The 12,647-nt window shown below is 48.2% G+C and carries 10 protein-coding genes; 2 read left to right on the forward strand and 8 right to left on the reverse strand.

Annotated features, from left to right (window positions below):
- Positions 1 to 12: 12 nt before the first annotated feature.
- The 7 genes from H1D31_RS10240 to rfbC all read right to left on the reverse strand — a co-directional run bounded on the left by H1D31_RS10240 (position 13) and on the right by rfbC (position 8,664).
- Positions 13 to 1,311 carry a nucleotide sugar dehydrogenase gene (locus H1D31_RS10240; protein WP_261258298.1) on the reverse strand — a complete coding sequence of 433 codons (1,299 nt, stop codon included), beginning with the start codon at positions 1,309 to 1,311 and terminating at the stop codon, positions 13 to 15.
- 18 nt (positions 1,312 to 1,329) lie between these two features.
- Positions 1,330 to 2,259, reverse strand: a complete 930-nt coding sequence (locus H1D31_RS10245) for a Wzz/FepE/Etk N-terminal domain-containing protein (protein WP_261258301.1) — start codon at positions 2,257 to 2,259, stop codon at positions 1,330 to 1,332.
- A gap of 71 nt (positions 2,260 to 2,330) precedes the next feature.
- Positions 2,331 to 5,084, reverse strand: a complete 2,754-nt coding sequence (locus H1D31_RS10250) for an SLBB domain-containing protein (protein ID WP_261258303.1) — start codon at positions 5,082 to 5,084, stop codon at positions 2,331 to 2,333.
- A gap of 176 nt (positions 5,085 to 5,260) precedes the next feature.
- The gene (gene rfaH, locus H1D31_RS10255) at positions 5,261 to 5,755 is read right to left on the reverse strand and encodes a transcription/translation regulatory transformer protein RfaH (protein ID WP_261258306.1); all 495 of its coding nucleotides are present in this window, start codon (positions 5,753 to 5,755) and stop codon (positions 5,261 to 5,263) included.
- A 102-nt stretch (positions 5,756 to 5,857) separates the two neighbouring features.
- Positions 5,858 to 7,204 (reverse strand): capsule assembly Wzi family protein, encoded by a 1,347-nt coding sequence (locus H1D31_RS10260; RefSeq protein ID WP_261258309.1) that lies wholly within the window; start codon positions 7,202 to 7,204, stop codon positions 5,858 to 5,860.
- Between the two features lie 102 nt (positions 7,205 to 7,306).
- Positions 7,307 to 8,116, reverse strand: a complete 810-nt coding sequence (rfbD, locus tag H1D31_RS10265; RefSeq protein WP_261258311.1) for a dTDP-4-dehydrorhamnose reductase — start codon at positions 8,114 to 8,116, stop codon at positions 7,307 to 7,309.
- Positions 8,116 to 8,664 carry a dTDP-4-dehydrorhamnose 3,5-epimerase gene (gene rfbC, locus H1D31_RS10270; RefSeq protein ID WP_261258313.1) on the reverse strand — a complete coding sequence of 183 codons (549 nt, stop codon included), beginning with the start codon at positions 8,662 to 8,664 and terminating at the stop codon, positions 8,116 to 8,118. The genes rfbD and rfbC overlap by 1 nt, the downstream gene beginning before the upstream one ends.
- A 48-nt stretch (positions 8,665 to 8,712) precedes the next feature.
- On the opposite strand from rfbC, the gene rfbB reads away from it, so the two are divergent.
- Together rfbB and wecC are read left to right on the forward strand one after the other, a co-directional pair.
- Positions 8,713 to 9,741 carry a dTDP-glucose 4,6-dehydratase gene (gene rfbB, locus H1D31_RS10275; RefSeq protein ID WP_261258315.1) on the forward strand — a complete coding sequence of 343 codons (1,029 nt, stop codon included), beginning with the start codon at positions 8,713 to 8,715 and terminating at the stop codon, positions 9,739 to 9,741.
- A 178-nt stretch (positions 9,742 to 9,919) separates the two neighbouring features.
- Positions 9,920 to 11,167, forward strand: coding sequence for a UDP-N-acetyl-D-mannosamine dehydrogenase (gene wecC, locus H1D31_RS10280; RefSeq protein WP_008607995.1), 1,248 nt, complete (start codon positions 9,920 to 9,922; stop codon positions 11,165 to 11,167).
- A gap of 36 nt (positions 11,168 to 11,203) precedes the next feature.
- Here wecC and H1D31_RS10285 read toward each other — a convergent pair whose 3' ends face one another.
- On the reverse strand, positions 11,204 to 12,634 hold the full coding sequence (locus tag H1D31_RS10285) for a phosphomannomutase (RefSeq protein ID WP_261258318.1): 1,431 nt from the start codon (positions 12,632 to 12,634) through the stop codon (positions 11,204 to 11,206).
- Positions 12,635 to 12,647: the final 13 nt, after the last annotated feature.

Consider the following 12,647-nt stretch of genomic DNA (forward strand, 5'->3'; position numbering starts at 1 on the left):
GACCAAGATAAGTTATAGACGGAAAACTGTAAAACCTTCAGCTGAAACATCATTCCTGTTAAAGATACTTTTTACATCAGTAAATACGGGGCGTTCTCCTCGAACAAAACTTTTTAACTTTCTAGGCGTAAGAGCTCTGAATTCGTCATGCCCTACCGCAACAACGATTGAATCTACTTCGCTAATACTATCTAAATTGGTAAGCTCTAAATCATATTCATGCTTCACTTCAACATCGCTAGCCCAAGGGTCAACAACCAATACATTAGTACCCCAATCTTTGAATTCATTGATCATATCAGCAACTTTACTATTTCTAATATCAGGGCAATTTTCTTTAAAGGTAATTCCCAATATACAAACAGTTGCTCTTGCTACGTCTATTCCATTTTGTAACATCAGTTTTATTGTGTTGCCTGCCACATATCGCGACATGTTGTCGTTGATTCTCCGACCAGCTAGAATAACTTGAGGGTGGTAACCAACTTCCTCAGCTTTGTGCGTAAGGTAATACGGATCTACACCAATGCAGTGACCACCAACTAATCCGGGACGAAACGGAAGGAAATTCCACTTACTACCTGCAGCCTCCAGAACATCGAGCGTATCAATACCGATTCTTTCGAAGATGACGGAAAGCTCATTCACTAAGGCAATATTTAAATCACGTTGCGTATTTTCAATGACCTTCGCTGCCTCTGCAACTTTTATTGAAGTTGCTTTGTGTGTTCCTGCCGTAATAATAGACGCATAAAGTGCATCGACTACGTCAGCAATCTCTGGTGTGCTACCACTTGTTATCTTCTTAATTTTTGTGAGAGTATTTACTTTGTCGCCAGGATTAATTCGTTCAGGGCTATAACCTGCGTAGAAATCTACATTGAAGGTTAAACCAGAAAAGTGCTCTAGCACTGGTACGCAAACTTCCTCTGTCGCACCGGGGTAAACTGTTGACTCAAAAATAACTATATCCCCCTTTTTCAGTGCTTTCCCTACAGTTTCACTCGCTTTTCTGAGCGGTGTGAGATCAGGACGATTTACCTTATCGACAGGTGTAGGTACTGTTACTATAAAAACATTACAATTTTTAATGTGTTCCAAATCAGTAGTGAAACTTAGAAATTCAGATTTTTTAAGTTCCTCAGTGCTACATTCAAGAGTAACGTCATTATGCTGTTTAAGCTCAATAACACGCTTATTATTTATATCGAAACCGACGGTAGGAATTTTCTTACCAAACTCAACGGCCAAGGGTAAACCTACATACCCAAGTCCGATAATGGCGATATTTGTATCTTTTAAGCTAAACATTATATTTTCCTGAATTAATTATTTACGTTTAAAGTATCTTATTAAAACGACCAGTGAAGAAAGCGTCACGCCCATCAGCGATATAAGGAAAACTATTATCGCTCTTGCAGGCTTTACTTTCTTCTCAGCGACTACTGCAGGATCAACCGTTTTAAATACATATTCGTCGCGCACATTAGCAAGCATAAGAGTTTTAGTTTGTTCCTCAATTAAAGAGAACAACATGGTGCGAACGTCTGCCAAATTTGTCTGGGCAATCTGTTGATTAAGGTAAGCAATGCTTCTCTCTGCCTCGGTAAGTTCACGGGTACGCATTTCTTCATTAATTGCTTTAACTAAGCTATCGGCCCAACTTTTTGCTAAGTATGGCGAGAAGTGTTCTACACTTAGCTTTACCATACCTGACGTTTTATCCTGACTTACTGAAAATAGTTTTTTAAACTCTTCAACGGTTTCCAGTGTACTGGGTTTGGGTTGAAACGGAGATTTAACTTTGCGGACCCAAAGCTGGGTTTGCTCATCAAAAACCTTGCGGTCCCACAGCAGCTTGTTGTCTGCACGATTCCAGCCTTCAGCAGCCATAATGGGGAGATATAAGTCGTTTTGCTCGATAAAACGGCCAATAAAATCCCGCGATTTTAGAATTTCTAATGCCAAGCCGGTTTTATCGCCTCCGCCCATACCACCCAGGTTTACTCCAGCGAGAGCAGCTAAACCACCCAATTGGCCGGGGATTTTAAGGCCTGAATCTTCTGATACCGGGGCCAGTGTCACTTCGCTTTTATAGATATCGGGTAAGCTTAAGGCATAAAACACCGAAGCTACGCTAAATAGGAAGGTTGTTACGATAATTATCCACTTACCTTGCCAAAGCGCACTAAAGAGCTCGCGTAAATCGATTTCGTCGTCTGCAACCTGCGGCACGGGTTGTTGAACTTGGTCAGACATAAGGTTCCTTGTTAGCATTTTAGGCATTCGGTTCGCGTAGCATACCGAATGCCATTGTTAAGCCTGGTTTTTTAGAATGAATTCAGCGCTGCCAAAGCAACGGCTGTTTGATAGAAAATTTGGGTGACTTGCGCCCACATACTCAGGCCATCTTTATATTCGGTATCCAGCGGCATAATAACGGTATCGCCCGGGCGTAACTCGTCATTAGCTGCACTAAACCAGCGGTTTTGGGTTGGGATCATTACTGAGCCGTCGGCACGGATCACAAAAACCCGTTTTTCGTCGGCGCGCTTACGGGCACCGCCGGCTAATGCCAGGTAGTCACGTACACTTAAACCTGCGCGGTGACGATGTGAGCCGGGATGTTGTACTTCGCCCATTACCGTTACCGAGGTTTGGGTACGAGGGATAGTGAGGCTGTCCTGGTGCTCTACTTCGATATCAAAGTCGGCACGCCCCAGCATAATCTGCTCCAAATCAATTACCATGCGGCCTACCGGCTCTAAGGTTTGCAGCTCTTCCAGCATTTGTAATGGTGCCGGTGCAGTCATTGGCTGACCAGAGGTTAGAATACGGCTGGTCACATCCGACTTTAACTGTGATAACAGTTTTTCGGCCTGCTCGGCTTCACGCAGTTTAATTGCCTCGCGGGTAAAAACTGCGCCGTATGGATAAGCATCACGGGTAAAGCCACCGGCACGTTTAATTACATCGGATAGCTTTTCGCCCTTTAATACCTGATAGGTACCAGGGAAGCGTACTTCACCTTTAATATTAACCAAGCGTACCTGCGACCAGTCTGGCGTTGAGAACACATTAATGCGGTCACGGCTGGTAAGTTGCAGATCCTGCTGCTGACCACTTAGGATTGCACCTAAGTCGATATTAATATTTTGCTGTTCAACACCGTTACGCTCAATTTGCTGTGCCAGAAAGCGGCTAAGTTCAGCCCGTGGTAAATAGGCAGAGGCATTTAAGCCACCGGCGGCCTGCAGCAACATCGCCACATTACCACCCTGTGCCAATGGGTATTCGCCTGGCACTTTTACGTCGCCACTTACCGATACGATAGGGATGATACGTTGATCGGTGCTTTGCTTACGTAAGGTTTGCAACAGCGGGAATAGCAGCTCGCGGCGGGTAAAATGCTTGGATAACGCCAGATATTCAGGGTTAACATATAACTGCTGCAGCATAGTGCCAACAAAGCTTTCAATTAGCGCCTGCTCTGACAACTCTTTGTCGTCAAACTTAAACTGGGTACTGGCGATTAGTGCGGAGTTACTCTCAATTTGTTTAAAGAAGTTACCGGTAATATCGCCAGAGAGTAAGGCATTTTCAGTAAAGTGGCTTAGCTTGTTATGCACAGCTTTGCGAATAAAAGTATTTAACTGTTCGCGCTCGTAAGCCAGGTTTACCTGATGGAATACTAAAACGATATCTTGTGGCTGTAAGTTAACCGGGGTAAAACCGCCAGGCTGGCTGCTGTCTACTGCATCCAACAGGTTAATTTGCAATACTTCGACATCGCCGCGGTTATTGATGCGGCGCACAATCAGAGCGTAGTCTGTATCAGTGCTATGCAGTAAATCTGACCAAACATTACCCAACAGGTGATGCAGTTGCATACCACTGCGCCAAGCATAGGTGCCCGGGCGCGATACGGCACCGGCGATAGTAACCTGGTCACGTACGCGCTGTGAGAGCACCGGTACAACTAATTTATCACCAGAGCGTAAAGCAAAACTTTGTGCTGAGGGCTCAGTCAGGTTTAGGTTAACCAGCTCACGGCCATTGGGGCCAGAGCGTTGTAATGAGACGGCATTAACGTGAGCAGAAGCCTGTAAACCGCCGGCCATAGTTAACAACTGGCCAAGGGTTTCACCCGTGGCCAATTCATAATAGGCCGGGCGACGCACTTCACCTTCGATGGCGACTACAGCGCCGGCTGGCGCGACAAACACCACATCACCATGCTGCAGGGTAATATCGTTGGCGTTATTGCCTTTTAATAGCAGGTCGTATAAATCGAAGCGGGCAACAGTTTGGCCACTGCGGGTTACCCGGATATCGCGCAAGCTGCCAATTTCAGACACACCGCCAGATACAAACAACGCCTGAGTAACAGAAGTCAGCGCCGATACCGCGTACATACCCGGATTACGGGCTTCACCGGCGATAAATACGTTGATAGTACGCAGCTGCCCCATGGTGACTGCTGCCTGTAAACCGATATTGGCTTCGGCGATACGGTTGCGAATAAGGCTGCTGGCCTGGCTAAAAGTTAAACCTGCCACATTAACCGGGCCAAGATCAGGTAAATTGACGCTACCCTCGCGGTTAACTACCAGCTCGTAGTCGCTGCTTTGTTTACCATAAACTTGTAATAACAGGGTGTCGTCTGGTCCTAGACGATAATTATCCGGGACCGGCGCATTAGCTACCGGGGCAAAGGTGCTGATGTTGGCGTCGAACAGGTTTTCACCAAAACGCTTTAATTGTTCTTTTTCATCCGGTTCGCGGGTTTTGCGTTTGTCTTCCAGGTCGGCCATTGCCTGCATTAACAGCATTGAGTCGCGATCGGCCTGCGGCATCAACTTTTCCACATCCTGACTTTGCAGGCGGTTGGCACTGGATGTGCCGGAAATCATGGATAAATCAAAACCGTACTGTTTAGCCAGGGCCTCTTGCTGGGCCTTGGGTAAACGTTTGAACTGTTCGATTTGCGCTGCGCTGGGTTGCTGTGCCATGACACTGGCAGCCATCAACAGCGCTGCGGTGCTCACAACCAGTTTGCGAAAAAAACTTTTAGACAACCTCATTAACTTGCTTCCGTTTTGTAGTTGATTATGCATTTTCCAGCCTTCAGGCACGCTACCGCCCCTGAGTTAGGCGCCCCAGAACTGAATGTCATACTTTTTAACAGCGGGAGTATAACTTATCTGCCCTGCCGTTTTTACTGTTTTAATACCTGATTTAGCCGCGTTGGCAGCTGGTATCAGCCAGGCTTGCTTAAGTCTTTATTTTCCAAACTAAGTTGCAGTTGCTGGCCTAAAAAATTCAGCAAAATAATACTGCGCTGTTCGCCGTCAGCTTGCTGAAATACCGCGTTTAAACTGGCAAAGGGCCCATTTAGAATTTCTAACTTATCGCCGGGTTGAAACGGCTGCGCTGGCAGTTGCTGCTGTAATACCAGTTGATTCTTTAACAGGCAATGAATCAGGGAGCTGGGTACAGTTGCCAGCGTATCACCAAAACGGACTAGCCCGGCGACGCCGCGGGTGCTTCGAATGGTAGATAAGTTAAGAGTTTGTGGGCATTTTAAAAAAATATAACGCGGGAACAGCGGCTCAGTTAGCTGTACGGTTTTGCCGGCACGGATTTTTTTTACAGTGATCTGGGGGGCAAAGCTTTCAAAGCCTTGGTTGGCAAGGTGTTGTTGCGCTCGCTGTTCTTGCCGCGATTTGCTATAAATGAGATACCAACTGTCCATAGATTACTGCGTCCTTATTGCTGGCACGGATGGTAAGGCTGAACAGTATCGGGCGTCAATTCTTTCATCGGCTAAAGTGCACAGCTGCTGCTTTTATCGCCATTACCAACGCCATTCCCAGCGTACGCCGACCGCATGGTTAAGTTCGGTGGTATCAACATATTGTTTGGCGCGCTGCAGCTGGTAGTCGATACTGACTAAACCGCTTAACAAAGGTCGCTGGTATCCGGCGTGAATAGCGGCAGGATCAACTAACAACTCGGGTTGAGACGGGTTTAGCTGTGAGCTGGTTTTACTAAATTTGAGATAACCGCTTTCACCCGAGGGAGTAGTAATTTGCACCCCTGCTACCCATTCATTTTTAATCGCAGCCTGAATCTGGCCCGGCTGAATAAACAACCATTGGTTGTAGTCGGTTGCAATATGTTGGTACTCGCTAAAAAAGCGCAACAACACAAACTCATTACCTAAATGGTATTGGCCACCGACAAGCCAACCGCTAGCCGTTTCACCACTGCGCTGGCTGGAGTACTCGGCGTATAACGCGGTTTGGTTGTTCAGGTGATAGCGCAGGTCCAGGCCAAGGGTAGTGATATCCTGCTGCGGTAATTGCTGGTAAAAAGGTTCGCTAATTGCCTGCTGCTCAGGCTTTGGCTGTAATTTGCGACCACTTAAGCCCACTTCTAGCGCTGTGAATGGCTTTAAGCCAATCCGGCTGGCCAGATAGGTGGCATGGCGGGTTGGCGCTGTGCCGGCAAATTCACCATATTGCAGATTAAACTGCACGGCGCCAAGTGCGCTAAGGCTTTGGTGCAGTGGTAAATTCGGATTAAGACGGCTTATTTGTAAGCTTTTTGCCGGCCGTTGCTGGTTGTTAAAATTAAAGCTGCTATGAATTGCCGGCCCCCACCATTGCTGATGAATGGCTGCCAGCATAACCCAGTTGCCTGCGGTGTAAGCACCGTAGCTACCGTCCCAATGGGTATCGTTGTCAGAAAAGCTGTTGGCGTCGTATGCGTCGCGCCGGAATTGCTTGTATACCGCAGCCGTCCAGTTATTGTCTTTTAGTTCGGCGCCAAGGCTTAGCATGGCCTCTTGCTGGTACTGATTACCGGCACCACGTGGCCCGAGGGCTTCATTGCTGCCAGAGAGCGTAAGGCTGTTAATCCGATCCTGTTGTGCAAAACCCGCAGCTGACTTTATGCGCAAATAGGCGTGCAGTTGCGCATCGGTAAGGCCTTGGGTGTCAATTTGCGCCAGATCTTGCAGAATGGGCTGCCACATTAAAGGCCAGGTATTAACCGGTGTTTTAATCAGGCCAGCATTAGCGAGCAACTGAATGCTTTGTTGCAGAAATTGATCTTCTGTTTTTACCCAGGGTGCAGCTTGCAACAGTGGGGAAAATGCGAGTGTGGCAGAGGCCAGAACAACTGTATAAACAAACCGCATAGTAATACTCTGACGTCCTGTACAAGTAGATTTTACGCGGCAATGCTACCAAAGCCCTCCCCCCGACACAACCCCAACTTATCCACAGCACTCCGGTACCGGTCAGAGGTCAGACCGGTACCGGAGTGCTGTGGATAAGTGCTGGCTGTTGAGGGCACTGTAGCGCGGGCGCTGTGCAATGCTCGGATATTCGGCGCTACTGATAGCAAGGAGCGGTGTGTTGCTTCCTTGTTCCTGAAAGATACGCTGCGCAAACTGGTACCAGCTCATCACCTGTGAACCGGCATAGTGATAAATCCCGTGCGGCAATTCCTGCTGCAAAATAAGCCTTACCACTATTGCGGCGAGATCTTTGGCGTGTGTTGGTGTACCTGTTTGGTCGGCGACAACCTTAACCGGCGCAGTTTGCTGGCTTAACCGCTGCATAGTGGTATAGAAGTTTCGGCCAACACTGCTATAAAGCCAGCTGGTTCGCAGGATGTAGTGCGGGCACTGACTTTGCTGGATAGCAAGTTCCCCTGCTCTTTTACTGGCGCCGTAGTAGTTTATCGGATTCGGGCTATCTTGTTCTGTATAAGGGGTATTTTTTTGACCATCAAACACATAGTCGGTTGAAAAATGAATTAACAGGCTCCGTTGAGCCTGACAATAGTCTGCCAAATGCTTTGCGGCGATTTCATTGATCGCAGTACAGGCATGTTGGTTACTTTCAGCAAGGTCAACCAGATTATATGCAGCACAATTGATGATGATGTCAGGTTTAAGCTCTGTTAGTTTTTGAATTAACTGTTTGCTATTACTGATGTCTAACTGTTGCCGATCGCACGCGATAAACTGCATTCCGCGTGCCAGCAGTGCCGCGCTGATATGCTGTCCGAGCTGACCGGCGGCACCGGTGATTAAAATACGCATTAGTGTTCAGCTAAGGTGCGGCAAATTGAAGCGAAACTTGGCGCTTGTTGATCTTTGGCCGAGAGGATTGCAGCTTGCAAAGGCCAGGTAATGGCCAGATCCGTATCGAATACGTTAACAGCACCCTCGTCGTTCGCATCGTAATAGCTACTGGTTTTGTAAAATACCAGGGTGTCATCAGCTAATGCCTGAAAACCATGCGCAAAGCCAGGTGGAAGCCAGAGCTGCCGGGGTTGTTCAGCACTCAAATAGATACCTTGCCACTGGCCAAAGGTATTGGAGTTGGGTCTGATATCCACCATCACATCGTAAATTTCACCTTTAAGCACAGATATCAGTTTACCTTGAGGCTTGTTGCGCTGAAAATGCATGCCTCTAATCACACCGCGCTTTGACTGCGATAGGTTATCCTGAACTAATGGCAGAGTGATTCCCGCTCGCTGGTAGCGTTGCTGAACATAGAGTTCAGTAAAAAAACCACGGCTATCTTGAAAGTGTTGCTGTTCAAGCAGCAGACAACCGGCGAGTGATGTTTCTGTTATGGTCATAGTTTGCTTCACTTTTTTGCCGATTATAACGTATTTTGGTGGTATTCAATGTCGGAAGTGTTATTTGTTACCGGTGGTTCGGGCTTTATTGGCTCTGCTTTAATCAGGCATTTGCTAAATAGCACGGATTATCAGATCGTCAATATCGACAAATTGACATACGCTGCCGCCCCAGAAGCGCTGGCCGTCGCGAGCAAGAATAGCCGCTATCGATTTTATCAGCTAGATATTAATGATCTCGACGCTATTACCAAATTGTTCGCTACATATCGCCCGGTGGGCGTATTTCATCTTGCTGCAGAGAGTCATGTAGACCGGTCTATTCAGAGTGCATCCCCTTTTATTCAAAGTAATATTGTTGGTACTTTCAATTTGCTTGAGAGTTGCCGCAATTACTTTGCCGGGCTAACGGCTAGCTGTAAAAAGGCCTTTAAATTTGTTCATGTTTCTACTGATGAGGTATACGGCGATCTGCCAATTTCTGCTCCCGCTGCAGCAGAAGGTGCACCTTATCATCCCAGCAGCCCTTACTCAGCCAGTAAAGCTGCAAGTGATCATCTGGTGCAAGCCTGGGCAAGAACCTATGGTCTGCCTGCGATCATAACGCATTGCACCAACAATTACGGACCCCATCAATACCCCGAAAAACTGATCCCGTTACTCGTTCAACGTGCGCTGAAACTGGAGCCGTTACCGATATATGGAGATGGCCTGCAAATCAGAGATTGGTTGTATGTTGACGATCACGTGCATGCACTATTACAAGTTTTTCAGCGTGGTAAGCCCGGCGAGTTTTACAACATTGCCGGAGATCAGCCGCTGACGAATCTTGCAGTTGCACATGCGATATGCAACTTAATCCCCACTCTAAACTTACCCACAGCACTCCGGTACCGGTCTGACCAGCTGGAGAGCTTAATAACTCATGTAGCTGACCGTCCTGGGCATGATCGACGATACGCATTAAATAACAATAAGATAAAGACAGAAATTAGCTGGGTTCCGCAAGTGCGCTTTGAAGAAGGCTTAGCAAGGACGATAACCGCAGTGTACGAGAGCCTTACTACGATTCGTTAAGTCAACCCCGTTTATCCACAGCACTCTATCCACAGCACTCCGGTACCGGCCGGAGCTCAGACCTCAGACCGGTACCGGAGTGCTGTGGATAAGTTATTTTTTGGGCGATAAATTGTATATTCATATTCGCGGCTTTATGATGACGGCATCACTTCTATAGCGTTATAAGGAATGCATAATGCTGTCTTCATATTCAAAAGTTTCTGTTATTGGCCTGGGTTATATCGGTTTACCCACAGCGGCTGTTATTGCCTCACGTGGCGTTGAAGTTGTCGGGGTTGACGTATCGGAGCATGCGGTTAATACCATTAATCAGGGCAAAATTCATATTATCGAGCCGGATCTGGACATGTTGGTACAGGCGGCCGTGACTACGGGCAAATTGCGAGCTTCGTTAACTCCGGAGCCGGCACAGGCCTTTATGATTGCCGTGCCCACCCCCTTTAAAGAGGATAAGGCGCCCGACCTGAGTTATATCCGTGCCGCGCTGGAAAATATCGCGCCGGTAATCGAGAAAGGCAACTTAATCGTACTGGAGTCTACTTCACCGGTGGGCACTACTGAGCAAATCGCTAAGTGGCTGACTGAACTGCGTCCGGATCTGAGGGTACCACTGGATCCGTCTGATAATGCCGATGTGTTTATCGCACACTGCCCGGAGCGGGTATTACCTGGTCGCGTATTGCAGGAACTGGTAAGTAATGACCGTATTATCGGCGGCATCACCGAGCGCTGTGCCGATCAGGCTACTGCGCTGTATCAGTTATTTGTGCGCGGCGAATGTTTACGTACCAACGCCCGTACAGCTGAGATGGCAAAATTAACAGAGAACGCTTTCCGTGATGTAAATATCGCTTTTGCCAATGAGCTATCGCTGATTTGTGACGAGCTGAAAATCAACGTATGGGAACTGATCAAACTGGCTAACCGCCATCCCCGGGTTAATATTTTAAGCCCGGGCCCCGGTGTCGGTGGCCACTGTATCGCGGTAGATCCGTGGTTTATTGTTGACTCGGCGCCAGCGCTGGCCCGGATGATTCGCACAGCGCGGGAGATCAACGACGGTAAGCCACATTATGTGATCAACAAGGTGAAAGAAGCCGCGGATCAGTTCAAACGGCCGGTTATTGCCTGTTTGGGTTTAGCTTTTAAAGCAGATATCGACGATCTACGTGAAAGCCCGGCTTTAGATATCGCCGAGCATCTGATCAACGACAATGTCGGTGAAGTGTTGCTGGTAGAGCCGAATATTAAGGCGCTGCCAAAACGGTTAAGCCAACACAATGATAAACTGACCACCCTACCCAAAGCGCTGGAACGCGCCAATGTGTTAGTAGTATTAGTAGATCACCGTCAATTCAAAGCCCTGCATGTCAATGACGTAGCCGCTAAGGTGGTTATTGATACCCGCGGCATCTTCGGCTAACGCACTTATCCACAGCACTCCGGTACCGGTCTGAGGTCAGATGTCTGACCGGTACCGGAGACGTGTGGATAAGTTTTGGGCGAGTTCGTTTGCCTGCAATGCAAAGCCGGCCTCAGTGTAGATTCGTAGTTCCGGCGCATTACCTGATGCTCTGAGATGAATGATACTGGTATCACTCAGCGTTATTCTTACACCGTCGGTGAGATCAACGTTTTGCACAGTTTTATCTGTAATACCCAGCTGTTGCAGACACGCCAGGGGTTCAGCCGCAGCAGCTGCCAGTAAAGTACGGCTGTTCTCCGCGCTGAAATTCTGCACCCGCTCGCTGGCGGTAAAACGCTGCGGTAAGGCCGCCACCAGCTCTGAGATTGGCTGCTTATTCGCGAGCAACAGGATCGCAATAAAGGGTAACAAGGCATCGCGCGTTGGTAGTGCAGTAAGTGGGTTACTGTTGATATTTAGCGCACTCGCCAGTAAGAAGCCTCCATTTGCTTCAAAACCTGCAACCCGCTGAAAATCCGGTAACAACGTTTCCATCCCCGCGATAACGTAGGGAGAGCCAATCCGGGTGCGCAGCACCTTGGAAAAGCTACCACACAAATCTATTGCGCTGTTGGCATTCACCGGCACTGACAGTGCCTCGATGCCAAGTGCCTTTGCCGTTAGCAAGCCAACCGTATCGCCGCGCAGCCAGTGTCCCTTTTCATCAGCAATCAGGGGCCTGTCACCATCCCCATCGGTGGAGAAAATAGCATCCAGCTGATACTGCTCTGCCCATTGCCGGGCTTTGGCTTGGTCAGCATCAGATACTGCTTCGGTATCAATCGGCACAAAGTGCTCGGTTCGCTCCAGCCGGGTTACCCTTGCACCTAATGCGCTTAACAAGTGATGATACAGATCGCGACCGGCACTGGAATGTTCGTAAACACCAATGTGCATGCCGCTCAAACATTGTGCAGGGCAGATAGTAAGATAGCGCTGCAGATATCGCTCTGCCGCTTCGCTGGCGATGATGCTAAGCTCTGCAATATCCGAGGCAAGTAACTCAGTGGTATTCTGACTAATCGCCAATTCATCTGCTTTGCTGATTTCGCCATCGGGCCGGTAGAACTTCAGGCCATTGCGGTCAAACGGAATATGGCTACCGGTAATCATAATTGCAGGTACCTGATCAGCCATAGCTTGTAATGCCAAAGCTGGCGTTGGCAAAATACCGTAGTACTTTACCTTTAAGCCCATAGCGGCCGCCATACCGGCGCAGCTTTGCGCCATTGCCAGGCTGCTGGGTCTGTTATCAATGGCTATTGCTAATGCAGAAAACGGGTAGTGCCGCTGCATTTCCTGCAGAAAACTCTGCGTAAAGGCTGCACACACCTGGGGTGTAAATTGGCTAACCAGACCCCGGGCACCACTGGTGCCAAAGGCAATGCCACTCTCGCTTATTATCTGTTGCAGGCTAACGGCCATTATTCACCTCAAC

The sequence above is a fragment of the Alishewanella sp. BS5-314 genome (assembly GCF_025377695.1).
GTDB lineage: Bacteria > Pseudomonadota > Gammaproteobacteria > Enterobacterales > Alteromonadaceae > Alishewanella > Alishewanella aestuarii.